Source organism: Streptomyces sp. NPDC048211 (assembly GCF_043202315.1).
In the GTDB taxonomy this organism is placed as follows: domain Bacteria; phylum Actinomycetota; class Actinomycetes; order Streptomycetales; family Streptomycetaceae; genus Streptomyces.
In genome coordinates, this window is the sequence record NZ_JBIDAD010000011.1 from 43,188 (window position 1) to 68,448 (window position 25,261).

Consider the following 25,261-nt stretch of genomic DNA (forward strand, 5'->3'; position numbering starts at 1 on the left):
GCACCCGCCGCCGGTGGTGACCACCGCGCCTTGAGTCGACTGCCGACGTCCTTGTGTCGACTGCCGACCCGGTCTCCCGTGAGATGAGCTGGCCGAAGACGCCGGACGGCGGCCGGCCGTTCTTCGTCGTGGCGGCTCGGGGTTCTGGGGTGGTTCGGTCACCCCGACGGCGTAGCCGGGTGACGGAACCCATCCCTGATCCTGATTCCGAGGCCCTGCTGAGCAGGGCCTTTTTCGGTTCTGCCCCTCTGGGTGGTTGTGCGGAAATGCGCCCGCCCCATTACTGCATTCGGTCCAGGCGGAGAACTCGATCAATTGCCGTTCGGTGGATGAAGGTCAATTACATTTACCGCGCACTGTTTTGATCGTGTTCCGCTCCCTACAATCCGTCCACGTCTTGAGCGCTGAGCGTCAAGGAGGACGTATGGCGGGGTTCGGCACCACACCACTGGAAGAACTGACGCAGTTTTCCGCACTTTCCGACCCACCCACCACTCTCGCGGCCGCAGTACTCACCGATGACAACCGTGTCATCGTGATCGTCGTCGCGGTCGTCGCCGTCGCCGCACTGGTCGTCGCCCGGCTGCTGGTACGCCAGGTACTGGCGGCGGGCGAGGGCAGCGAGCGCATGAAGGAGATCGCGGCGGCGGTCCAGGAGGGCGCGAATGCCTATCTGGCCCGGCAGTTGCGTACCGTCGGCGCATTCGCAGTCGTGGTCTTCTTCCTGCTTCTGCTGCTTCCGGCCGACAACTGGTCGCAGCGCGCGGGCCGTTCGCTGTTCTTCCTGGTGGGTGCCCTTTTCTCGGCAGCCACCGGATACATCGGCATGCGCCTGGCCGTACGGAGCAATGTCCGGGTGGCAGCCGCCGCGCGGGAAGCGACTCCCGCGGAAGGCGAACCGGAAAAGGATCTCACCGAGGTTTCGCACAAAGCGATGAAGATCGCTTTCCGTACGGGTGGCGTGGTCGGCATGATTACCGTGGGGCTCGGGCTTCTCGGCGCCTCCTGCGTGGTCCTCGTCTACGCCGCCGACGCGCCCAAGGTGCTGGAGGGATTCGGGCTCGGCGCGGCGCTGATCGCGATGTTCATGAGGGTCGGGGGCGGCATCTTCACCAAGGCCGCCGACGTCGGCGCCGACCTGGTCGGCAAGGTGGAACAGGGCATCCCGGAGGACGACCCGCGCAACGCCGCCACCATCGCCGACAACGTGGGCGACAACGTCGGGGACTGTGCGGGCATGGCCGCCGACCTCTTCGAGTCGTACGCCGTCACGCTGGTCGCCGCACTGATCCTGGGCAAGGCCGCCTTCGGAGACTCGGGGCTGGCCTTTCCCCTGATCGTGCCGGCGATCGGTGTGGTCACCGCGATGATCGGCATTTTCGCGGTCGCCCCGCGCCGCGCCGACCGCAGCGGGATGACCGCCATCAACCGCGGGTTCTTCATCTCCGCCGTCATCTCGCTCGTGCTGGTGGCCGTAGCGGTCTTCGCCTACCTGCCCTCCTCGTACGCGGAACTGGACGGGGTCACGGACACGGCCATCACCTCGCACGGCGGGGACCCGCGGGTCTTCGCGCTGGTCGCCGTCGCCATCGGCATCGTGCTGGCAGCCCTGATCCAGCAGCTGACCGGCTACTTCACCGAGACCACCCGGCGTCCCGTCAGGGACATCGGCAAGTCCTCACTGACCGGACCGGCGACCGTCGTGCTCGCCGGTATCTCCATCGGCCTGGAATCCGCCGTCTACACCGCGCTGCTGATCGGGCTCGGGGTCTACGGGGCGTTCCTGCTCGGCGGTACGTCGATCATGCTGGCGCTCTTCGCCGTGGCGCTGGCCGGTACGGGGCTGCTCACCACCGTCGGTGTCATCGTCGCGATGGACACCTTCGGCCCGGTCTCCGACAACGCGCAGGGCATCGCCGAGATGTCCGGCGACGTCACCGGGGCCGGCGCGCAGGTGCTCACCGACCTGGACGCCGTGGGCAACACCACCAAGGCCATCACCAAGGGCATCGCCATCGCCACCGCCGTCCTGGCGGCGGCGGCGCTGTTCGGTTCGTACCGTGACGCGATCGCCACCGCGGTCGACGACGTCGGCGCCTCGGCCGGGGAGATGGGGCTGAGTCTGGACATCTCCCAGCCCAACAACCTGGTCGGCCTGATCCTCGGTGCCGCAGTGGTCTTCCTCTTCTCCGGGCTCGCCATCAACGCGGTGTCCCGGTCCGCGGGCGCCGTGGTCTACGAGGTGCGGCGACAGTTCCGTGAGCACCCCGGGATCATGGACTACAGCGAGAAGCCGGAGTACGGGCGCGTCGTCGACATCTGCACCAAGGACGCGCTGCGCGAGCTGGCCACCCCCGGTCTGCTGGCGGTGCTGGCGCCGATCGCGGTCGGCTTCACCTTCGGTGTCGGCGCACTCGGCTCGTATCTGGCGGGCGCGATCGGCACCGGGACGCTGATGGCCGTCTTCCTCGCCAACTCCGGCGGTGCGTGGGACAACGCCAAGAAGCTCGTCGAGGATGGTCACCACGGCGGCAAGGGCAGTGACGCCCATGCCGCGACCGTCATCGGTGACACGGTCGGCGATCCGTTCAAGGACACGGCCGGGCCGGCGATCAATCCCCTGCTCAAGGTGATGAACCTGGTTGCCCTGCTCATCGCACCCGCGGTGGTGCAGTTCAGCTACGGCGAGGACGCGAGCGCGGCGGTGCGCGCGGTGGTGGCGGTGCTGGCCATCGGGATCATCGTCGGCGCGGTCTACGTCTCCAAGCGGCGGGGGATCGCGGTGGGGGACGACGGCGATTCCGGAGAGGGAGGCGGGGAGGCCACTGCGAGGCCGGCCGACCCGGCGGCCGCTCCGTAGGAGGGATCCGCACCGCGTACGCCGTCATCGGGCGACGCCGGATCAGAGCATGGGCGGGCGCGGCTTTCTGATGCCGCGTCCGCCCGTGTGCATATCCGCACGGGTGGTGGATCGTTCAGGTGTTCCCGTGCTCGGGGGCCGTGTGGGTGAGTTGTATCTCCCTCATTTCCCTTGGTGCAAATGGCTGCAAAAGGCCATCCATCGGGCGACCGGCACCCGGATGGAGGGCGCTCGGCGTGTAAGTTCCGGGGCCGAGAGCCTTGGAAGGGACCAATCCGGTGAACAAGAAGCTTGCGGCCGCGCTGTCCGGCGGTGCGGTACTGGTACTGACGCTGTCCGGCTGCAGCGACGACAGCGACAACAAGGTGAACGACTGGGCCAAGAAGGTCTGTGACCAGTTCCAGCCCCAGCTGCAGAAGATCGCGAACGCCAACGCCTCCATCCAGCAGCAGACCGCCGACAACAGCAAGCCCGCCGATGTCCAGAAGGCCGACTCGGCAGCCTTCCAGCAGATCTCGGAGGCGTACAAGGCGCTGGGCACGGCCGTCGACGCGGCGGGTCCGCCGCCGGTCGACGACGGTGAGGCCACGCAGAAGGCGGCCGTGAAGGAGCTCAACGCCTCCTCCGTGGCCTACGCGGATCTGCAGAAGAAGGTCGACGCCCTGAACACGAAGGACCAGGCGAAGTTCGCCGACGGCCTCAAGGGCATCGCGGACGAGCTGAACAAGATCAGCACCAATGGGGACCAGGCGCAGAAGAAGCTTGAGTCCGGCGAGGTCGGTACCGCGATGGCCAAGCAGAAGGGCTGCCAGAAGCCGACGGCCTCGGCAGCGCCCTCGGCCGCCTCCTCGAAGGACGCGAAGCCGTCCACCGAGGCGACGCCGTCCAAGGAGGCTTCCGCCTCGCCCAGCAAGAAGTCGTAACCGGGGGCGGCTCGCGGCTTCGGCCGCGGGCCCCTTCGAGGGCAGCCGCGCGGCTGTCACAGCGGATGTACGCCTGCCACCCGACGGGCGTACGGACGGCCCGGCGGCCCCTGGTGGGCCGCCGGGCCGCTGCCGTTGTCAGTGGGAGCCGTCACAATGGGGCATGTGAGTAAGACCAGCCTTCCCGCAGCAGACCACGCGACCCGGCTTCGCGCAGCCCTGCTCGCCGCCGCCTTCACCGCCGACGGGCTCCTTGACCTGCTCGGCGCACCCGCCTACGCCGCGCTCGCCCGCAGCGAGACGGTTCCGGCGCTGCGTGCCACCCGGGGGGACGCGCCGCTCGACACACTCGTGCGCCTCTTCCTGCTCCAGCGCCCGGTCCCCGCCGGGCGTGCGGCCGCCGTGCTGCCGCTGGAGGAATGCGTGGCGGACGGCTGGCTGACCGAGTCGGACGGCGAGGTGCGGGCGACGGTCGACGTGCGGCCGTACAGCGGGCCGGAGGACCAGGACTGGTTCATCGTCTCCGACCTGGGCTGCGCGGTGGGCGGCGCGGGCGGGATCGGTTCGCACGAGGAGGGCGTCGTCCTCGGCATCGGAGGGGCCTCCACCACACTCGCCGGGATCACCGTCCGCCGACCGGTGGGCTCCGCACTGGACGTCGGCACGGGTTCCGGTATCCAGGCGCTCCACGCCTCGCAGCACGCCACTCGGGTCACCGCCACCGACCTCAACCCGCGCGCCCTCGACTTCACCCGGCTCACCCTCGCCCTGTCCGGCGCCGCCCCGGCCGACCTCCGCGAGGGGTCCCTGTACGAGCCCGTCGGCACCGAGACGTACGACCTCATCGTTTCCAACCCGCCCTTCGTCATCTCGCCCGGCGCCCGCCTCACCTACCGCGACGGTGGCATGGCGGGCGACGACCTGTGCCGGACCCTGGTGCAGCAGACCGGCGACCGGCTCAATGACGGCGGCTACGCCCACTTCCTGGCCAACTGGCAGCACACCGAGGACGAGGAGTGGCAGGACAGGCTGCGGTCCTGGATCCCGCACGGCTGCGACGCCTGGATCGTGCAGCGCGAGGTGCAGGACGTCACGCAGTACGCCGAGTTGTGGCTCCGCGACAGCGGCGACCACCGCACGGACCCCGCGGAGTACACCGCGCGGTACGACGCCTGGCTGGACGAGTTCGAGGCCCACGGGACGAAGGGGGTCGGCTTCGGCTGGATCACGCTGCGGAAGTCCGCCGCGGCTGCCGCCGGAGAGCCCTCGATCGTGATCGAGGAGTGGCCGCACGCGGTGGAGCAGCCGCTCGGACCGGCCGTCGAGGCGCACTTCGCCCGCCAGGACTACCTGCGGGAGCAGGACGACGCGGGGCTGCTGGCCGCGCACTTCACCCTCGCCGCCGAGGTCGTGCAGGAGCAGGTGGGGCTGCCGGGGGCCGAGGATCCCGAGCATGTGGTGCTGCGTCAGAACCGCGGCATGCGACGCGCGACGAAGGTCGACGCGGTCGGTGCCGGATTCGCGGGCGTGTGCGACGGATCGCTGCCCGCCGGCCGGATCCTGGACGCGATCGCCCAGTTGATGAACGAGGACCCGGTGCAGCTGCGCGACCGCACCCCGCAGGCCATCCGGCTCCTGGTCGAAGAGGGCTTCCTGGAGCCACTGCCCCCGGCCGGGCGGATGGCCGGATGATCCGTATCGAGCTGGACGAGGCATCGCTCGGAGCGACCCGGATCGCCATCAGCCCGCTGTGGGACGCGTTCTGCAGCCTGCATCTGACGATGCCGCACCGCGCCCCCTCCCGGCCCTACGAGGAGTGGGTGGTGCGCGCCCGCGAAGTGCTGCGGGAGGACGAGCGGACCGATGCGCTGCGGCTGTTGATCGACGGCCCGAACAACTTCCCGGACTTCCTGCTGCCGCGTCCGGTCGGGGCCGCTTCGGTCGATGCGGAGCTGGACACGGTCCGGGCGACGCCCGCCGATGTCGTACGGGCCGGGATCGCCGAGCACTATGCGGGGCTCGACGACCATCCCCGCGTCCGGCCGTACCTGGTGGACCCCGAGGCAGCCTGCTCGGCCCTCGCCGATGCGTACGCGGCGTACTGGGAAGGCGCGATGGCCGCGCACTGGCCCACGATGCGCCGGCTCGTCGAGGACGAGGTCCTCATCAGGGCCCGGACCTTCGCCACCGAAGGCATCGACGCGTTGTTCACCGGTCTGGAGAGCCGCGCCAAGTGGACGCCGCCGGTCCTTGAGCTGACGAAGCACATCGACGCGGAGTACCGGGCGGGTGAGCGTCGGCTGCTGCTCGTCCCGCTCGTCTTCGCCGAGGGCTGCCGGCTCTACTCGACCGACGACCCCGAAGTCCTGACGGTCTCCTTCCAGGCCCGTGGCGCGGGTGCGCTGCGTGAACGGCCGGCGGAGCGCGCCGAGAGCGGTGACCGGCTCGGGCTGTTGCTGGGCCGGGGCCGTGCCTCGGTCCTGCGGCAGCTCGGCGGACCGCTCACCACGGCCGGGATAGCCGACCGGCTGGGGCTGGCGCCGAGCACGGTCTCGGAGCATCTGTCGGTCCTTGCCGAGGCAGATGTCGTCACACGGCACCGGATCGGCCGCAGCGTGTACTACCAGCTCACGGACACCGGGCGGGCCCTGCTCGCGCTGCTGTCCGGGGAGGACGTGCTGCGCGCAGTGTCCTGAGGGGCATGCGGGTGGACTCGGCGGGGCGCCGCGACAGGGGGCCCGGGACGATTCGGTGGCCCCCGAATTGATGGCGAGCGCGGTGCCTCCGGTCCTAGCGTCCCCGCCATGCTTGCGATCGAGGCGAAGAACCTGCGCCGCACCTACACCAGCCGGACCGGCTTCCTGCGTCCGCGTCGCACCGAGACGGAAGCCGTGCGCGGCGTGTCCTTCGAGGTGGCACGCGGCGAGCTCTTCGGGCTCCTCGGTCCCAACGGGGCGGGCAAGACCACCACCATCAAGATGCTCAACACCCTGCTGCTGCCCACCTCCGGGACCGCCCGGGTCCTGGGTCACGACGTGGCATCCGACCCCGTCGCCGTACGCCGGAGGATCGGCTACGTCTTCGGCGGCGACCGGGGCCTGTACGACCGGCTCTCCGCCCTGGACAATCTGCGTTACTTCGCCGAGTTGTACGCCGTCGAACCCCGCGAGCAGAAGCGGCGGATCGTCGAACTGCTCGATCTGGTGGGCCTGACCGGCCGGGAGAGGGAACGGGTCGAGGGGTACTCGCGCGGGATGCGGCAGCGGCTGCACATCGCACGCGGACTCCTGCACCGGCCCGAGGTCCTGTTCCTCGACGAACCCTCCATCGGTGTCGACCCGGTGGCGGCCCGCGATCTGCGGCGCACCGTCGCCGATCTGCGGGCCGGTGGCACCACCGTGCTGCTGACCACCCATTACATGGCCGAGGCGGATGAGCTGTGCGACCGGATCGCGGTCATCGCCGGCGGCACGATCCGCGCGCTGGGGACTCCGGACCGGCTCAAGTCCCGGGTCCAGGAGCGCGACGTCCTGGAGATCGAGGCGTACGGGGCGGGCGAGGAACATCTCGACCGCATCCGTGCCCTGGCGGGCGTGCACGGGGTGGCTGCCGAGGACCGGGGCAGCCGACAGGCCGTCATCGTGCAGACGGAACGCGGCGCGGAGCTGCACGGGCAGGTGCTGGCGGCGCTCGACGGTGTGCGGGTGGGACGGCTCGTCACCCGCGAACCCACGCTGGAGGACGCCTACATCGCGATCGTCGAGGAGGCGGAGCAGGGCGTTCCGGCGGCGAGCGGGAAGGGTGTCCCGGTGGAAGGAGGGAAGGACGGTCCGCCGGACGCAGCCGACGCACCGGCGGCGGAGGAGGAAGCGGCGGAGGCCCGTCGTGCTGCCGAGACGGTCGGGTCCATCGACGGGGCCGCGGCATGACGCCCGCCCGGGCCTTGCGCCTGATCGTCGTCGGTGTGCGTACCCACGTCTCGTACATGAGCCGTTCACCGCTCGAAATCACCTTCGCCGTCCTCGTACCCCTCGTGTACGCGACCCTCGCCGTCTATCTCTTCCGCGCCGCCGACGACCCCGACCACCTGCTCACCGCGGCCGTCGGCGCCGGGCTGATGGGCATCTGGTCCTCGGTGCTCTTCGGATCCGGCGGGGCCGTACAGAACCAGCGCTGGCTCGGCACGCTGGAGACTCTGGTCGCCTCACCCACCCCGCTCTCCCTCGTCCTGCTGCCGATCACCCTGGCCACCGCCGTCATCGGGACGTACGCCATGGGGGCGACGGTGCTCTGGGGTGCCGTGCTCTTCGACGTACCGCTCGACTTCGCGCACCCGCTGCTCTTCCTGATCGCCGTGCCGGTGTGTGTCGTGTCGCTCGGGATGATGGGTCTGCTGCTCGCCGCCACGTTCGTGCTGCTGCGCAACGCCAACGCACTCGCCAACCCGCTGGACGCCCCCGTGTGGCTGCTGTCCGGGATGCTCGTGCCCGTCACCGTGCTGCCGGACTGGACGCGTCCGGTTTCCTGGGCGCTGCCCACCACCTGGGGTTCGCGGGCGGTGCACGCGGCGACCTCGGGTGGGGCGGAGACCATTGGGGTGCTGGTCCCGATGACCGTGGCCCTCGCTCTCGGCGCGGTGTACGCGGTGGCCGCCGTCCTGGTCCTGGGGCGGGTCGAGCAGCGTGCGCGGGCCGCAGCCACCCTCTCCCTCGCCTGAATCCGCCGAGCCCCCGTGCCGTACGCCCCTGAAGCGGCCGAGCCCCGTGCCGTCTGTCCTTGAAGCGGCCGGGTTCCGAGGCGTCAGCCCTTGAATTTCCTCGAAGCTTCCCGCCCCACCCCAGGAGTTGCCCACATGCCTGCGCTCACACCGGCTCCGGCCGTCGCGGACCCCGGCTCCGGCCCCGCCCTCGTCCCCGCCCCCGTCCGAAGCCTGCGCTTGAGGGCCGTCTCCGCTCTGCGGCTCGTCGTGATCGGTGGCGGCCTGTCCTACCGGGCCCTCTTCAACTGGACGACGCCGCCCATGTTCATCGGCACCCTGCTGGTCGGGCCACTGCTGCAACTGCTGTTCTTCGTCTTCCTGGGGCGAGAGCTCCACGTCGCCGACGACCGGTTCTATCTGCTCGGCAACGCCGTCGTCTCCGCGTCGACCGCCTGTGTGTACGGCGGCACGATGGCCATCGCCAACGAGCGCCGTTACGGGACGCTCGGCGCTGTGCTGCTGAGCCCCCGGAACCGGGCTCCGCTCTGGTTCGGCCGTGCTCTGCCCTATGTACTGAACGGCCTTGTCATCAGCGTCTTCACGCTCTCCGTGGCCTGTCTGCTGCTCGGGCTCCGGATTCCGGTTGGGGCCCTGCCCGGGCTGGCGGCGGTTCTCCTCGCGGCGGCGGCGGGATGTTCCGCCTTCGGTCTGGCGCTGGGGGCGCTGGGACTGCGGTTCCGTGACGTCTTCCTCATCTCGAACGTGGCCAGTTCCGGGCTCCTGCTCCTGACCGGCGCGAACGTGCCGCGGGAGAAGCTGCCGGACTGGATGCGGGCCGTCGGGGACGTCCTGCCGATGACCCACGCGGCCGAAACGGCACGTGAGTTGTCCGCAGGCGCAGGTCTCGACGGCCGGGGCATCGCCGCGGAGCTTGCGACGGGGGCGGGGTACATCGTGCTCGCCGTCGTCCTGCTGAAGGTGTTCGAACGGGGCAGCAGGCGGCGCGCGACCCTCGACGTGATGTGAATTCGGCCATGGTCGCCGCGCACGCGCGGCCGAGGTGGCCCCCTGGGGCTCGGCTGTTCACCCGGCGTTCGCGTCGGCGACGTTCCGCAGTGGGAGTCTCCCCGGAACCGGGCGGCACCTACGGGCAGACCATGCCGGGCCGCGCCAGGGGGACAGGGAGGCGTACGGGTATGGAGAGCGGACCCGCAGTCTTCGCCGGAACGGTGTTCGCGCTGTTCGGCGCCGCGCTGCTGCTGTGGACGGGGGCGCGCGTGCTGCACCGTGCGCCGGTGGCGCACGGGGTGAGCCCCGCCGTCTCCACCGCACTCGCCACTGTGTTCGGCGTACTTTTCCTCGTCCTCGGGGTGTGGTGCCTCCGCCACATCTGAACCCCCGTCCGGGTCCGCATCCGGGCGGCCCTCGAGCCCGCACCCGAGCCCGCTCCCGCCCCGGCCGCCCGCGCCCGCCCCGGAACACGCCCGGGCCGCCCGCCCCTCGCCCCCCGTACCCGCAGAGCAGCCACAGTGCCGCCGAAACCCGCAGGCAGCGGCCCTGCGCGGGGCGGACGGAGCGGGCCGGGCGGCAGGAATGGCGGAAGTCGGGTTACCGTTCGAGTGGCCGTTGCGGGCTTTTGCCGTTTGACACGGGGGCGGGTTGTACCGTCACACTCCGCAGCGACAGCACTGTCGGCAGCGCCATCGCACTGCCCTGATGCCCACCAGCGTCGACCGGAGAGAAGAGCGAAGTTGTCCCCGACCAGCGAGACCGCACAGGGCGGCCGCCGACTCGTCATCGTCGAGTCGCCTGCCAAGGCGAAGACGATCAAGGGCTATCTCGGCCCCGGATACGTCGTCGAGGCGAGCGTCGGGCACATCCGCGACCTCCCGAACGGCGCCGCCGAGGTGCCGGACGAGTACACCGGCGAGGTACGCCGCCTCGGCGTCGACGTGGAGAACGACTTCCAGCCGATCTACGTCGTCAACGCCGACAAGAAGGCCCAGGTCAGGAAGCTCAAGCAGCTGCTGGCCGAATCCGACGAACTCTTCCTCGCCACCGATGAGGACCGCGAGGGCGAAGCCATCGCGTGGCACCTGCAGGAAGTGCTCAAGCCCAAGGTCCCGGTCCACCGGATGGTCTTCCACGAGATCACCAAGGACGCGATCAGGTCCGCCGTCGCCAACCCGCGCGAGCTCAACCAGCGCATGGTCGACGCCCAGGAGACCCGCCGCATCCTCGACCGCCTCTACGGCTACGAGGTCTCGCCGGTCCTGTGGAAGAAGGTCATGCCGCGGCTGTCGGCGGGCCGTGTCCAGTCCGTCGCCACCCGCCTCGTCGTCGAGCGGGAGCGCGAGCGCATCGCCTTCCGTTCCGCCGAGTACTGGGACCTGACCGGCACCTTCGCCACCGGCCGGACCGGTGACGCCTCCGACCCCTCGACGCTCACCGCCCGCCTCAGCGCGGTCGACGGGCGCCGGATCGCCCAGGGCCGCGACTTCGGCCCGGACGGGCAGCTCAAGGCCGGCTCCGCCCAGACGCTGCACCTGGACGAGACGAACGCCCGCGCCCTGGCCGCCGCGCTCGCCGACTCCGCCTTCGCCGTGCGGTCCGTCGAGTCGAAGCCGTACCGCCGCTCCCCGTACGCCCCCTTCCGTACGACGACCCTCCAGCAGGAGGCGAGCCGGAAGCTGGGCTTCGGGGCCAAGGCCACCATGCAGGTCGCGCAGAAGCTGTACGAGAACGGCTTCATCACCTATATGCGTACCGACTCCACGACCCTCTCGGACACCGCGATCTCCGCGGCCCGGGCGCAGGTCACGCAGCTCTACGGTGCGAATTACCTGCCGGACAAGCCCCGTACGTACGCCGGCAAGGTCAAGAACGCGCAGGAGGCGCACGAGGCGATCCGCCCCTCCGGCGACCGCTTCCGCACCCCTGCGGAGACCGGTCTCACCGGCGACCAGTTCCGGCTCTACGAGCTGATCTGGAAGCGGACCGTCGCCTCCCAGATGAAGGACGCGGTCGGCAACTCCGTCACCGTCAAGATCGGTGGCCGGGCGAGCGACGGCCGGGACGCCGAGTTCTCCGCGTCCGGCAAGACGATCACCTTCCACGGCTTCATGAAGGCGTACGTCGAAGGCGCCGACGACCCGAACGCCGAGCTCGACGACCGCGAGCGCCGGCTGCCGCAGGTCGCCGAGGGCGACGCGCTGACCGCCGACGAGGTCACCGTCGACGGCCACGCGACCAAGCCGCCGGCCCGCTACACCGAGGCCTCGCTGGTCAAGGAGCTCGAAGAGCGCGAGATCGGCCGCCCGTCGACGTACGCCTCGATCATCGGGACGATCCTCGACCGCGGGTACGTGTTCAAGAAGGGCACGGCGCTCGTTCCGTCGTTCCTGTCGTTCGCCGTGGTCAACCTGCTGGAGAAGCACTTCGGCCGGCTCGTCGACTACGACTTCACGGCCCGTATGGAGGACGACCTCGACCGCATCGCGCGGGGCGAGGCCCAGTCCGTGCCGTGGCTGAAGCGCTTCTACTTCGGTGCGCAGGAGGGTGACGACACGGCCGGTGCCGGGAAGGCCTCCGACGCGGGCAACGGCGACGGCGACCACCTCGGCGGGCTCAAGGAGCTCGTCACCGACCTCGGCGCGATCGACGCCCGGGAGATCTCCTCGTTCCCCGTCGGCAACGACATCAAGCTCCGGGTCGGCCGGTACGGCCCGTACATCGAGCGCGGTGAGAAGGACTCCGAGGGCCACCAGCGCGCGGACGTCCCCGAGGAGCTGGCGCCCGACGAGCTGTCCGTCGAGTACGCGGAGGAGCTGCTGGCCAAGCCCAGCGGCGACTTCGAGCTCGGTGCGGACCCGGTCAGCGGGAACCAGATCATCGCCAAGGACGGCCGCTACGGCCCGTACGTCACCGAGGTGCTGCCCGAGGGCACCCCGAAGACCGGCAAGAACGCGGTGAAGCCGCGGACGGCCTCGTTGTTCAAGTCGATGTCCCTCGACACGGTGACGCTGGCCGACGCGCTGAAGCTGATGTCCCTGCCGCGCGTCGTCGGCGAGGACGCCGAGGGCGTCGAGATCACCGCGCAGAACGGCCGCTACGGCCCGTACCTGAAGAAGGGCACGGACTCGCGGTCCCTCACCTCCGAGGACCAGCTCTTCGACATCACCCTCGAAGAGGCCCTCGCCATCTACGCCCAGCCCAAGCAGCGCGGGCGGGCCGCCGCCAAGCCGCCGCTGAAGGAACTGGGTACGGACCCGGTGAGCGGTGCTCCGGTCGTGGTCAAGGACGGGCGGTTCGGCGCGTACGTCACCGACGGCGAGACGAACGCGACGCTGCGGAGCGACGACAGCGTCGAGGAGATCACGCCGGAGCGCGGCTACGAGCTGCTCGCCGAGAAGCGTGCCAAGGGGCCCGCCAAGAAGAAGACGGCGAAGAAGGCTCCGGCAAAGAAGGCGCCGGCGAAGAAGGCCACCGCGGCGAAGAAGACCGCGGCGAAGAAGACGACGACCGCGGCCAAGAAGACCGCCGCGAAGAAGACGACGGGCGCGGCGAAGAAGACCGTGACGAAGAAGGCGGCTTCCGCGGCTTCCTCGGAGGACTGACCCTTACGGGGTCCTGTACGGATTCCTGAGCGCCGGGCGGGCTGGACGAGTGTCCGGCCCGCCCGGCGCTGCCGCGTTCCGGAGCGGTCCGGGGGTTCCTGTGCGGTCCGAGGCGTTGTGGAGCGGGCGGGGGTGGAGGCCGGGTGCGCCTGTGGCGGGCTGTCCCCTCCCCGTAACCGGGGGATCCGCCCCGGACCTCCGCTCCTCAATCGCCGGAGAGGCTGAACCGTGCGGTGGAGCGGCAGGGGCCGATGGGGATGAATGGCCGGCTCGGGCAGGACAGGCCGGAACGGAATGGGTCCGAGGGGCTGATGGGCCGGAGTGGCGGCGAGGGTCCGGCGCATGGTCTGCGGTCGTTTGTTCGGACGCGCCCCCCGGGCACTACCCCGCTCCCGATAGGCTGGGCGGATGACGCGAGCCGAGCAGCCAACGGTCGTGAGCCCCACCTCCGACACACTTGCCGCAGACTCACGCGAGCGCGCCGTACGGGCCCTGTTGCGTGTTCCCCCGCTGAAGCGGTTGTGGAGCGCCCAGCTCGTCGGCAGTACCGGCGATGCACTCGCCCTTCTCGTGCTGGTGTTGCTGTCGCTGCAAGCGGCGGTCCTTGAGGGCTCATTCGGATCCGGATACCGCGGGGCGGCCTTCGCCGTCGCCGCCGTCTTCGGGGCCCGGATTATTTCCACCCTGCTCTTCGGAGCCGTACTCCTGGGGCCGCTGACGACCCTGACGGCCCCGGGAGGGCCGCTCGACCGGCGGTGGCTGATGATCGGCGCCGACGGGCTACGGCTCGCGCTGCTGGTCATCGCGCCCCTGTGGATCGACTGGACGCCCGACAAGGCGCTCATGATGATCCTGATCACCGTCTTCGTCACCGGCGCCGGCGAGCGCCTGTGGACCATCGCGAAGGACGGCGCAGCGCCCGCGCTGCTGCCCGCACCGCCGATCGAGGGCGCCGCGGTGCGCCCGCTGCCGGACCACCTCGACGCCCTGCGCCGGCTGTCGCTGCGTACGGACTTCGCCGCCGTTCCCGCCGCCGCGGCCGTTCTGCTGGTGGCCACGCTCATCGGCAACCTGCTGGGCTCGGGCCTGGAGTGGTTCTCCTTCCACCAGGCGGCCCTCGGCTCGTACGTCGCCGCCGGGCTGTTCTCCGCCTCCATCTCCACCCTGTACTTCCTGGAACTGCCCGGTTCACCGACGCCCCGCCCGCGCTCGCCCCTGGAGGGACTGCGCCGGCCGTCCTCCGGCAGCGGACCGGACAAGGGCCGCACCGGTGCCGTCCCGCTGATCGTCGCGACCTGCGCCGCGGTCGCGGGAGCGATCGCGGCCGCGGCCGCCGTCGCCGCACTGCACGCCGCCGACCTCGGCGGCGGCCCCGCCACCTTCGCGCTGCTGATCCTCGCCCTGACCGGCGCTACGGGCGTCGGCATCCGCACCGCGCAGAAGGTGCTGCCGACCCTGTCGCGCCGGCGGCTGCTCTCCCTGGCCACCGCCGTCACCGGAGTCGCCCTCCTGGCGATGGGCCTGGTCCCGGACACGGCGACCGTCATCCTGATCGCCGTACTCGCCGGATACACGGCGGGTGTCGCCGCGAACACGGGCCACGTCCTCGTCGACCAGGAGACCGAGGAGTTCCGCCGGACCCGCACCACCGAGCACCTCCAGGCCGTCGTCCGGGTCCTGATCGCGCTCGGTGCGGTCGGCGGCCCGCTGGTGGCCGCCGCCATCGGCCCCCAGCGGCTCACCGCGGGCGACTTCGTCTTCGCGCACGGCGGTGCCGCCTTCACCCTGATGCTGATCGGCGCCCTGCTGCTGCCGGTCGCCGCGATCGTCCTCGCGAAGGCGGACGACCGCTCCGGTGTCCCGCTTCGCCGCGATCTGCGTGAGGCGCTGCGGGGCGGCGACCCGGCGGTCGCCCCCGCCGCGACCGGCTTCTTCCTCGCCCTGGAGGGCGGCGACGGAGCCGGCAAGTCCACCCAGGTCGAGGCGCTCGCCGAATGGATCCGGGCCAAGGGCCACGAGGTCGTCGTCACCCGTGAACCCGGTGCGACCCCCGTCGGCAAGCGGCTGCGCTCGATCCTGCTCGACGTGTCGTCGGCCGGTCTCTCCAACCGGGCCGAGGCCCTGCTGTACGCCGCCGACCGCGCCGAGCACGTCGACTCGGTCGTGCGTCCGGCGCTGGACCGGGGCGCGATCGTCATCTCCGACCGCTACATCGACTCGTCCGTCGCCTATCAGGGTGCGGGCCGCGATCTGGCGCCGACGGAGATCGCCCGGATCTCGCGCTGGGCGACGAGCGGTCTCGTACCGCATCTGACGGTGCTTCTGGACGTCGACCCGCAGACTGCGAGGGAACGGTTCACCGAGGCGCCCGACCGGCTGGAGTCCGAGCCGCCCGAGTTCCACGCCCGGGTGCGGTCCGGCTTCCTGACGCTGGCCGCCGCCGATCCGACGCGGTACCTGGTGGTGGACGCCGGTCAGGAACCGGAGGCGATCACCACGGTCGTACGCCACCGGCTCGACCAGCTCCTTCCGCTCTCCGAGGCCGAGATCAAGGCCCGGGAAGAGGCGCGCAAGGCCGCCGAGGAAGAGGCCAGGCGCCGCGCCGAGGAGGAGGCGGCCCGCAAGGCCGAGGAGGAGCGTCTGGAGCGCGAGCGGCAGGAACAGCTCGCGAAGCTCCGCGCCGAGGAGGAGGAGCGCAAGCGCCGCGAGGAGGAGGAAGCGCGCCGCCGTGAAGCCGAACGGCAGGCGGAGGAGGCCCGGCAGCGTGCCGAGGAGGCCCGCCGCGTCGCCGAGGAGGAGCGCGCCCGGATCGAGGCCGAGGACGCGGCCCGCGAGGCCGAGCAGGCCCGGCTGCGCCGCCAGGCCGAGGAGGAGGCCCGGCTGCGCCAGGAGGCCGAGGCCCGGCGTCTGGAGAAGCAGCGCAAGGCCGAGGAGGCTCTGCTCCGGGCCGAGGCGGCACGCCGGCAGGCCGAGGCCGAGGCCTCCGCGGCCGCCGAGAGCGCCCGCGAGCGGGCAGCGGCTGCCCAGGCGGAAGCCGATGCCGAGGCGGCTGCTGCCGCGAAGGCCTCGCGCGACCGGTCCGCGTCGTCCGAGTCGGACAGCGAGCTGACGGTGCCCACCCCGATCGTCAACCCGAACGAGATCACGCAGCCGGTGCCTTCCCCGGTGGATCCGGAGTCCGGCTCCGGGCGGCCCCGCAGCGCCTCGCCGTCCGCGCCCTGGCCTTCCGACGAGGCCGAGACGACGATGATCCCGAAGATCTCCGACGCGTCCGGACACCCCGGTGCGGCGGACGAGACGGCGGTGCTTCCGCCGGTCCGGGACACGGGACGGGACGCGGGGCGGAACTCCGGACGCGGCGCCGGACACGACTCCGGACGCGAGGCCGACCCCGCGGACCGGGTGCCGCGCGGCATCTTCCGGGACGAGCGCCCGGCAGGCTCCGTACCGGAGGGTGAGAACGAGCGCACCCGCGAGCTGCCGCAGATCACCGACCCGCACGCCGACCCGCACGCGGACCGGAACCAGCAGGAGTCGTCCGGACGGTCACGGCGCCCGCGCCCGGACTGGGCGGAGGAGACCCCGCTGGACGATCTGCCCACGCTGGCGGACGAGCTGCTCGGCGACCACGACGACGAGGGCCCCGAGAACAAGGGCCGGGGACGCCGCCCGCGTCGCTGACCGGGGAGACCGATGGTCCTGCGCGAACAGGCGCGGGACCATCGGCGTCCAGCCTTCCGTCCGCCACCGCCCCCTCGGGCTGCCGCCGTCGGTACGCCGTCCATCCATCCGCCGTCGCTCCGCCGTCCGTCGTCGCTCTGCCGGGATTGTCAGACCCGTCCCCCACAATGGGAAGCCGGATCGACGAACGTCACGGCGGCAGCCGTGACGAGAGCCACACAGGGCCGCGCCGCCGTTCCACGGAACGGCGGCGCGGCCGCACACCACCGGAAGGGCGGTGACCCATGTCCGTATGGGACGACCTGGTCGGCCAGGACCGCGTGCAGGAGCAGCTCGGTGCCGCCGCCCGGGACGCCGACGCGCTGGTCACCGCCAACTCCTCGGGAGAGCCGGTGCCGCCCGGTTCGAGGATGACCCACGCCTGGCTGTTCACCGGGCCCCCGGGTTCCGGCCGGTCCACCGCGGCCCGGGCCTTCGCCGCCGCCCTGCAGTGCACCAGTCCGGACCGTGCCCTGGGCGGGGCGCCGGGCTGCGGCTTCTGCGACGGCTGTCACACGAGCCTCATCGGTACGCACGCCGACGTCGACGTGATCCGCACCGATCTGCTCTCCATCGGTGTGAAGGAGACCCGGGAGCTGGTCCGCCGCGCCCAGCTCTCGCCGGCCGTGGGGCGCTGGCAGGTCATCGTCATGGAGGATGCCGACCGCCTCACCGAGGGCGCGGGCAATGTGCTGCTGAAAGCGGTCGAGGAGCCGGCGCCCCGCACGGTGTGGCTGCTCTGCGCGCCCTCGCTGGAGGACGTGCTGCCCACGATCCGGTCCCGCTGCCGCCACCTCACCCTGCGCACCCCGTCGGTCGAAGCCGTCGCCGACGTCCTGATCCGGCGGGACGGCATCGATCCGGAGCGGGCCGCGGCCGCCTCCCGCGCGACCCAGGGGCACATCGGCAGGGCCCGCCGCCTTGCCACCGACGAGCGGGCCCGTGCCCGCAGGGCGGCCGTCCTCAAGCTTCCGCTGCGCGTCGACGACATCGGCGGCTGTCTCAAGGCCGCGCAGGAGCTGATCGACACGGCTACGGACGACGCGAAGCAGGCGTCCGAGGATGTCGACGTCAAGGAGACGGAAGACATGAAGGCGGCGCTCGGCGCCTCCGCAGGGGGCCGGATGCCGCGGGGTACGGCAGGGGTGATGAAGGAGCTGGAGGACCGGCAGAAGCGCCGTAAGACCCGTACGCAGCGCGACAGCCTCGATCTGGCACTCACCGAGCTGACCGGGTTCTACCGTGATGTGCTCGCTCTGCAGCTGGGTTCCCGGATCGCCATCGCCAATGCGGACGCCCAGGACTCCCTCGACCGCATCGCCCGCTCGTCCACACCCGAGCGCACCCTGCGCCGGATCGAGGCGGTGTCCGCCTGCCGCCGGGCCCTGGACCGCAACGTGGCCCCGCTGCTCGCGGTGGAGGCGATGACGATGGCGCTGCGGGCGGGCTGAAGCTGCCGGGCGGCCTGAACCTGCCGGGCGCGGTGGGGGCCTGGCGCCGACGGGACGGCCAACGGCTGCGGGCCGAGCACGGACGGGACAGCCAACCCGCCCCTGCACGACGGGGGCGGCACACGGGCCGGACGGTCAACCCGCCGATCGGTCGCCGAATCACCTGAAAGAGCAGGGAAACGGACGAGTCGCCGCCCGGCGGCTACGCTCCGGACATGCACACCAGGCGCCCGCTCCGCACCCTCGCCCTTGCGCTCGGCACTGCCGGCCTCCTCATCTCCGGCTGCACCGACGGAGGTTCGACGACAGGCGCCTCGTCGCCCGCGCAGGCGGCCTCGGCCTCGCCCTCCGCCGTACCGGCCGCGCTGAAGCCGTTCTACGCCCAGCACCTGAGCTGGCGGGACTGCGGTGTGACCGGATTCCAGTGCGCCACGATGAAGGCGCCTCTCGACTACGCGAAGCCGGACGGCGGCGAGATCAAGCTGGCCGTCTCCCGCAAGAAGGCCACGGGACCCGGAAAGCGGATCGGCTCCCTCCTGGTCAACCCGGGAGGTCCCGGCGGATCGGCCATCGGCTATCTCCAGGGCTACGCCGCGATCGGCTACCCCGCCCAGGTGCGCGCCCGCTACGACATGGTCGCCATCGACCCGCGCGGAGTGGCGCGCAGCGAACCCGTCGAATGCCTCACCGGTTCGCAGATGGACGCCTACACGCAGGTCGACCAGACCCCTGACGACGCGGTCGAGGTCACGAAGCTGAGCGGCGCCTTCCAGAAGTTCGCCACGGGCTGCGAGCAGCGCTCGGGCGAGATCCTGCCGCACGTCTCCACCGTGGAGACGGCCCGCGACATGGACGTCCTGCGCGCGCTGCTCGGGGACGGGCAACTGCACTACGTCGGTGCCTCGTACGGCACCTTCCTGGGCGCGACGTATGCCGAGCTCTTCCCCGGGCGGGCCGGCCGGCTCGTCCTCGACGGCGCGATGGATCCCTCGCTGGCGTCGGTCGAGATGAACCGCGACCAGACGGCGGGCTTCGAGACCGCGTTCCAGTCCTTCGCCGCGGACTGCGTGAAGAAGGCTGACTGCCCGCTCGGCACGGTGTCCGCCGCAGACGCGGCGACCAACCTGAAGAAGCTGTTCAGTGATCTCGACGCGAAGCCGATCCCCACGGGCGAGTCCCGCAAGCTCGGCGAGTCCCTCGCCACCACGGGCGTCATCGCCGCCATGTACGACGAGACGGCCTGGCCCCAGCTCCGTGAGGCGCTCACCGGCGCCAAGGCGGGCGACGGCTCGGGTCTGCTCTCCCTGGCGGACAGCTATTACGAGCGCGAGCCGAACGGCACGTACGCGAACCTCATGTACGCCAACGCGGCCGTGAACTGCCTGGACCTCCCGCCCGCCTTCGCCACCTCCGAGGCGGTCACCCAGGCCCTTCCCGCCTTCGAGAAGGCGTCGCCGGTCTTCGGGAAGGGCTTCGCCTGGGCCTCCCTGAACTGCGCCTACTGGCCGGTCCCCGCCACCGGCACCCCGCACGCCATCAAGGCCGAGGGCGCCGCCCCGATCGTGGTCGTTGGCACCACCCGGGACCCGGCGACCCCGTACAAGTGGGCGAAGTCCCTGGCCGGCCAGCTCTCCTCGGGCACGCTCCTCACGTACGAGGGCGACGGGCACACGGCGTACGGCCGCGGCAGCGACTGCATCGACACGGCGATCAACAGGTACCTCCTGGAGGGCACCGTGCCGGACGACGGCAAGAAGTGCTCCTGACCTGCACCGAAGGCTCCAGGACGGGGCGGTACGGAGCACTCCCGGAAACTGTGTAGACTTGGCGACGCTGCTGATCGCACCATGGTGCGACAGGGCGTGCCGCCTTAGCTCAGTTGGCCAGAGCAACGCACTCGTAATGCGTAGGTCTCGGGTTCGAATCCCGAAGGCGGCTCCGCTTAAGCCTCAGGACTCACTCGCCGTGACCTGGGGCTTTTGCTTTTCCTTGATCAATGAGTGGTCTACGCCACCCGCTTGATTCGGCGCCAGAACGTCCCATGGGGGCCAGATGGGGGCCCGAGCGCAGGAGAGGTGTCCTCCGCGTCCGCGTCACGCAGCTTCTTTGCCCTCCCCCTTGCCCCGCTTCTTGGACTTCTTCTTCGGCTTCTTGGCTACCTTCTTCTGCTCCTTCGCCCGGTAGGCCGCCATCAGGTCGAGGGAAGCCGAGGCCGTCGCCGCATGCATCTCGGGCAGCACCGTCTGGTAGGTGTCGGTCGTCATCCGCATCGAGGAGTGCCCCAGCATCGCCTGGACTGCCTTCGGCGCGACGCCGGCGGCGAGCGCCAGACTCGCGGCCTCGTGGCGGCCGTCGTGGAGCCGGATCGGCGGCAGACCGGACAGCGACACAAGGCGGTCCCAGCGGTCCGAGAAGAACTGCGGGTGGTACGCAGAGCCGTCCTCCCGCGTGAAGACGCGGTTACCCGAGTCCTTCCAAGCCCGGTGCGCTTCCCACTGCTTGCGCTCGGCACGCTGCTTCTTGCGCCACGCCTTGAGGAGCAGGACCGAGTCGCGGTTCAGCTTGATGTCGCGGACGCTGTCGGCCTTCGGGGTGTCCTCGTGGATCTCGTAAGAGATCGACACCAGCTGCTCGGTGACGTGGATGATCTCCTCGTCGAGGTTCACCTCGTCCCAGGTGAGTGCTGCGAGCTCGCCGCGGCGCAGGCCGTGGAAGAGCACCAGGTGCCAGCCGGGGAACTGCCGGTCCTCGACGATGAAGTCCAGGAACTCTGCGGTCTGCTCCAGGGTCCACACCATGACGGGCGACGGCTTCTGGCCCGTGCGCTTCCAGCGGGCGACACGTGGGGCGGTCCATGCCAGCGCGCGGGCTTTGGTCACCTTGGGGAGCGTCAGGAACTGCGCGTAGTTCTTGGCGATCAGCTCCTCCTTCAGCGCATCGTTGAGCGCGGACGACAGCGTGGCCTTGATGCTGAGCATCGTGGACGGCCCCGTGGTCCGCTGCAGCTGCTTACGCTCGACGGCATGCCGGTCGCGGGCATCCGCCCAGACGCCGCGCAGCTGGGCTCGCTCGGCCCTCTCTGCGGGGGTGCCGGCGGGGGCGTTGCGCCACGCCAGGCATGCGGTGTCGGCCGCCTCCTGCAGTTCGGCCACACGGCCGCGGTGCTCGGTGCGGCGCTCGTTGTCGGCGATGATCCAGTCGAAGATGCCCTGGCAGTGGCGGGCGCGCAGATCGCGCAGCTTCAGTGCGCCGAGGTGGGGCACCATGTACAGCTCGATGTCCCGCCCGTATTCGTGGGCAGTGGTCCGCTTCAGCTCGGTCTTCTTCTTCTTGAGCCAGCGGTCGAGGAACTGGGCCACAGTTTCCTCGGACATGACGTTCACGCCCGCCTTGGCGGCCTTCCATACTTCCTCGGCTCGGGCCGCGGCCTCCTCCTGCGTGCGGAACCCGCCCTCCCGTGGCCGGCGGCGCTTGCCGTCGCCGCCGCGCTCCAGCTCGATCTGGAAGTACCACGAGCCGTGGGTGCGCTCCTTGAGGCGCGGGCAGTTGCGGTCCAGCCGACCGACCTTCTGGGCGCCGTCGTCGTCAAGAGCCGGCTCGCCATCCTTCTCGAACAGCGGCCCCATACAGGTGCACCGTTTGTACGTCTTCTCTTCGAACATGGGCCCCCCAGCCTCTTCGTTTAGCTTTCACTCAGGGCCCACATTCTTCCCTACCTGCCCTGCGCGAGGCTGCCCGTTACCTGGGGTGACGTGTATCGTGTGGCCAGGTTGGCGCGGGGGAGAACGCGACAACAAACATGACGACGACAAGCACCACTGCGACTGTCGATCAGCGCGGAATGAGCCTGGACGAGGTCCTGGCGCTGCCCGCGACCGTCAATGTCGTGACCGCCGCCCGTGCGCTGGGTATCGGCCATAACAAGGCGTATGACCTGATCAAGGCCGGATTGTTCCCTGTGCGAACTCTGTCCATGGGAAACACTGTGCGCATCCCCACAGCAGCGTTGTGGGAGGCGCTGGGGGTCGGCTCGCTGCGACAGGGACTGACGTCTGCGGGCCGCTGAGTTGAGTTTGGGACGGTGGCATGCCGCGCTTGTACGGCTTCGACAACCAGACCCGGACGCGCGTGCGCGCCCCGGAGCGGCAGGTCGTGCGCGAAGCTGTGGGTCGAATCCGAGCGGGCCAGTCGCAGGCGGAGGCCGCAGCCTGGATGACCGCTGAGGGCCACCGCGGGACCATGGGCGGCGAGTGGACGAGCATGACGCTCGGCCGACTGCTGGACAACCCGGCGATCGCCGGACTTGAGCGTGACCCCGACACGAACGAGCTGCGAGAGACCGGCCGCGAGGCGCTGATCACACCGGAGGAGTTCCGGTGGCTGCAGCAGCGCCCCGGCCGGCGCGGCAGTATCCGCAGCATCGAGCCACGTGAAGACGACTACGAGTACCTGCTCAGCGAGGGACTGACCGAGTGCGGGGACTGCGGGCAGCACATGGCGGGCAGCCGCACGGACGCGGGGTCGCCGTCGTACCGATGCCAGTCCAACTTCGAGGGACGCGGCGGGTGCGGGAAGGTCCGCATCAACGCACCACGTCTTGAAGACCACGTCGGCGAGTGCGTGCTCGGCGAACTGTCCCGGCCCGGCGCTCAGGCCGCCCTGGAGGCTGCTCGCGAGGCGATGGCTGCTGAGGCGCAGCAGGCGGTTGTCCGGATCGCTGCTCTGGAAGGGGCGCGCGCCGAGCTGGTCGGGCCCTACGCAGAAGGTCAGCTGTCACGGGGCACGCTCGTAGCCGCAGACCGGCGCATTGGCCGGGACTTGAGGGCTGAGCGGGCACGGCTGCGCTACCTGGAGCAGGGCGTCGACGTGCCGCTGGGTGGGGTCGAGGACCTGGCCCGCTGGTGGGAACATGCGCCGTTCGCCTCCAAGCGGGGCCTGGTGCTGTTGCTCGTGAAGAAGATCCAGGTCCGTCCAGCGCGCGCCCGCGGCGTGCGGGACGTCGACGACCGGGTGAACCTGGTCTGGCGCACCGCCCTCGCCGCATAGGCGGCGCGCCTGGCCGTCAGTCGTGCACGTCGTGGTCAGGGGATCCCGCCCACCAGTAAATGACCTCGTTCAGCGTTTCGACGCCTAGCTTCACGCGCAGCTCGCGCAGTTGGTTGTTGAGCCAGGCCGCGCTGATGCCGACGTTCTTCGCTGCCCGTTTCTGATTGCGGCCCAAGCACAGCTCGCGCAGCACCGCCCGCTGCGTCGGGTTGGTCGTCAGTCCCTGCTCCGGAAGGTTGGTGCGGGCACCCAGCCACAGGTCGGCGCGCTCCCAGAACAGGTCGAAGACGTGCGCGAGCCGTGCGACGACCAGCGGATCGGTCACCATGACCGCTTCCTCGGGGGATCCCTCACCCTCGGCTGTGTACACGGGGACGAAGGCCACGCGGCGGTCGAAGATGATGCTGCGCGGGAACCTGCCCTGGATGGTGCGGATTTCGCCGCCGAGGGCTGCCATGTCACTGGCCCAGCTGCCGACGGCGCTCACGCGGCGTACGGAAGCGTGGTAGATCGTGCGCATCACCAGGCCACGGCGTAGGCCGGCGCGGTCCCGTTCGAGAGAGTGCGCCAGGTCCTCGGGTTTGCGGGAGCCGGGCTGAGCGGCTGTGATCTCCGTGCGAGCGGCGCTGTGTTCGGCGGCGATGCGCTCGTTGATGAGTCGCCGCCCGACCAGGTGCTGCACGGCATCGTCGGGAGACCGAGCTACCTGGTAGCGGTCGCGGAGGTCCACCAGAAGGTCCGGCATCGCGTCCGCGTACGCGGTCAGCGCCGACATGTGAGTGTGAAGTATCTGCATCATCTGCAGTGCGGCGTGGCGCGGTTGGACGGGCGTGTAGGTGTCCGGCGTGTACGGATAAGCGACCGCTAGTCCTGATCTCAAAAGGGAATCAAGTCCCGGAGTATCAGGGGTCAGGGATTCTCTGTCGAGTATGCGCTGGTATGTGATGACCGCTTGTTCGGACAGATCCGGCAGGTCGGGAATTAGTGGCACCTAACGACCCCTGATTTGTGTGACTAGTGAAAGTACCGCAATGGCTGTTCTTGATCTTTTCACAAGACCACTACAAAGTTGCGGTCTGGGCGACGCTCGTACGTCGCACGCAGTGGCCGGGCGTCTTGTGGTGCAGCTGCATTCTGAGGCTGCCGTCACGCCCGCTTTGCTCTCACATCATTGCGAGTTAGGGGCTCTTGTGACTATTTCCCGAACTGTCCGTATCTTCACTGCCGCCGTGCTGGCCGTATTGGCCGGATTCTTCGTGGCCGGTCAGGTACACACGCAGGCGGGCGCGGCCCTTGCTGACACCACGTGGTCTGCCCCCATCGACACCATTCCGAGCCCGCCGGCCGACGCCGACCCGGCTCACCCTGCCGACACCACATGGTCGGCTCCCGTCGACGGCGGGACTGAGGGCGACCCGGTTCCGGTCACCCCCAACGACACCACCTGGGGCTGGTAGCCCACCAGTTGCGGTCGGCCGGGCGCTGTAGGGGGGCCTGCGGGTGCCCGGCCAAGACCAAGTCGGCGGCCCTTGAGAGGGCTTGCGCGGCCTGGACGCATCGGGCATCTACGCGCGATGCGGTCTCAGGGGACGGTGACAGGGGCGGGGCACCCGCCCAGGGGGAGGGCCTAAGTGGCGATCGATCCGGAACGCATCCGCCAACGCATGCTGGAGGCCGAGGAATCCGGCCGACGTGGACTGAGGGCAGAGGAAGCCCGAGCGATACTGCGTGAGCTGGCTGTGGTGAGGGACGGGACGTCGAAGGATGAGCGGCGCAGCGAGATAGCGGCGCTGACGCGGGCGAGCTGAGGATCGCGTATTCGCCGGGGCGGACATCTCAGGATGTCCGCCCCGACGCGCGCCCTGACCTGGGCAGATGGCGAAGAATTTTGTGGCCCCCACCCATAAATGCGACTAGAATAAGGGCATGTGGAGGGGAATGGCCCC

At 70.5% G+C, this 25,261-nt stretch carries 18 protein-coding genes and 1 tRNA gene; 17 read left to right on the forward strand and 2 right to left on the reverse strand.

The features are described from left to right. The first annotated feature begins 424 nt into the window (after positions 1–424). From ACGFZA_RS32420 to ACGFZA_RS32480, 13 genes are all read left to right on the forward strand, one after another. Positions 425–2,860 carry a sodium-translocating pyrophosphatase gene (locus ACGFZA_RS32420; protein WP_393683825.1) on the forward strand — a complete coding sequence of 812 codons (2,436 nt, stop codon included), beginning with the start codon at positions 425–427 and terminating at the stop codon, positions 2,858–2,860. Between the two features lie 278 nt (positions 2,861–3,138). Further along, positions 3,139–3,783, forward strand: coding sequence for a small secreted protein (locus ACGFZA_RS32425; RefSeq protein WP_385277219.1), 645 nt, complete (start codon positions 3,139–3,141; stop codon positions 3,781–3,783). A gap of 156 nt (positions 3,784–3,939) precedes the next feature. After that, positions 3,940–5,475 (forward strand): methyltransferase, encoded by a 1,536-nt coding sequence (locus tag ACGFZA_RS32430; RefSeq protein WP_393683828.1) that lies wholly within the window; start codon positions 3,940–3,942, stop codon positions 5,473–5,475. Continuing rightward, the gene (locus ACGFZA_RS32435; RefSeq protein ID WP_385277223.1) at positions 5,472–6,479 is read left to right on the forward strand and encodes a winged helix-turn-helix domain-containing protein; all 1,008 of its coding nucleotides are present in this window, start codon (positions 5,472–5,474) and stop codon (positions 6,477–6,479) included. The genes ACGFZA_RS32430 and ACGFZA_RS32435 overlap by 4 nt, the downstream gene beginning before the upstream one ends. A gap of 108 nt (positions 6,480–6,587) precedes the next feature. Continuing rightward, positions 6,588–7,712, forward strand: a complete 1,125-nt coding sequence (locus ACGFZA_RS32440) for an ATP-binding cassette domain-containing protein (protein ID WP_393683830.1) — start codon at positions 6,588–6,590, stop codon at positions 7,710–7,712. Continuing rightward, a complete protein-coding gene (locus ACGFZA_RS32445; protein WP_393683832.1) occupies positions 7,709–8,500 on the forward strand; it encodes an ABC transporter permease in 792 nt (263 codons plus the stop codon). Before ACGFZA_RS32440 ends, ACGFZA_RS32445 begins: the two co-directional genes overlap by 4 nt. 135 nt (positions 8,501–8,635) lie before the next feature. Continuing rightward, entirely contained in the window at positions 8,636–9,508 is an 873-nt protein-coding gene (locus ACGFZA_RS32450; protein ID WP_393683834.1) for an ABC transporter permease, read from the forward strand. 170 nt (positions 9,509–9,678) lie between these two features. Continuing rightward, a complete protein-coding gene (locus ACGFZA_RS32455) occupies positions 9,679–9,876 on the forward strand; it encodes a hypothetical protein (RefSeq protein WP_385277230.1) in 198 nt (65 codons plus the stop codon). A gap of 357 nt (positions 9,877–10,233) precedes the next feature. After that, entirely contained in the window at positions 10,234–13,098 is a 2,865-nt protein-coding gene (gene topA / locus ACGFZA_RS32460; RefSeq protein ID WP_385277231.1) for a type I DNA topoisomerase, read from the forward strand. 408 nt (positions 13,099–13,506) lie between these two features. Then, positions 13,507–16,779 (forward strand): dTMP kinase, encoded by a 3,273-nt coding sequence (gene tmk, locus ACGFZA_RS32465; RefSeq protein WP_393683837.1) that lies wholly within the window; start codon positions 13,507–13,509, stop codon positions 16,777–16,779. A gap of 284 nt (positions 16,780–17,063) precedes the next feature. Beyond that, a complete protein-coding gene (locus ACGFZA_RS32470; RefSeq protein ID WP_385277235.1) occupies positions 17,064–18,269 on the forward strand; it encodes a DNA polymerase III subunit delta' in 1,206 nt (401 codons plus the stop codon). A 215-nt stretch (positions 18,270–18,484) separates the two neighbouring features. After that, positions 18,485–20,035 carry an alpha/beta hydrolase gene (locus tag ACGFZA_RS32475; RefSeq protein ID WP_393683839.1) on the forward strand — a complete coding sequence of 517 codons (1,551 nt, stop codon included), beginning with the start codon at positions 18,485–18,487 and terminating at the stop codon, positions 20,033–20,035. A 98-nt stretch (positions 20,036–20,133) separates the two neighbouring features. Then, a tRNA-Thr gene (locus ACGFZA_RS32480) sits at positions 20,134–20,207 on the forward strand. A gap of 155 nt (positions 20,208–20,362) precedes the next feature. Here ACGFZA_RS32480 and ACGFZA_RS32485 read toward each other — a convergent pair. After that, on the reverse strand, positions 20,363–21,931 hold the full coding sequence (locus tag ACGFZA_RS32485; protein ID WP_393683841.1) for a tyrosine-type recombinase/integrase: 1,569 nt from the start codon (positions 21,929–21,931) through the stop codon (positions 20,363–20,365). A 137-nt stretch (positions 21,932–22,068) separates the two neighbouring features. On the opposite strand from ACGFZA_RS32485, the gene ACGFZA_RS32490 reads away from it, so the two are divergent. Beyond that, positions 22,069–22,335, forward strand: coding sequence for a DNA-binding protein (locus ACGFZA_RS32490; RefSeq protein ID WP_326737094.1), 267 nt, complete (start codon positions 22,069–22,071; stop codon positions 22,333–22,335). 20 nt (positions 22,336–22,355) lie between these two features. Then, complete coding sequence (locus ACGFZA_RS32495) at positions 22,356–23,315, forward strand: recombinase zinc beta ribbon domain-containing protein (protein WP_393683843.1); 960 nt, start codon at positions 22,356–22,358, stop codon at positions 23,313–23,315. Positions 23,316–23,331: 16 nt separating this feature from the next. Here the strand turns inward: ACGFZA_RS32495 and ACGFZA_RS32500 are convergent, their stop codons facing one another. Then, complete coding sequence (locus tag ACGFZA_RS32500; protein WP_393683845.1) at positions 23,332–24,090, reverse strand: hypothetical protein; 759 nt, start codon at positions 24,088–24,090, stop codon at positions 23,332–23,334. Between the two features lie 454 nt (positions 24,091–24,544). On the opposite strand from ACGFZA_RS32500, the gene ACGFZA_RS32505 reads away from it, so the two are divergent. Both ACGFZA_RS32505 and ACGFZA_RS32510 read left to right on the forward strand, forming a co-directional pair. Continuing rightward, a complete protein-coding gene (locus ACGFZA_RS32505; RefSeq protein ID WP_326737091.1) occupies positions 24,545–24,772 on the forward strand; it encodes a hypothetical protein in 228 nt (75 codons plus the stop codon). Between the two features lie 174 nt (positions 24,773–24,946). After that, complete coding sequence (locus ACGFZA_RS32510) at positions 24,947–25,123, forward strand: hypothetical protein (protein WP_393683848.1); 177 nt, start codon at positions 24,947–24,949, stop codon at positions 25,121–25,123. Positions 25,124–25,261: the final 138 nt, after the last annotated feature.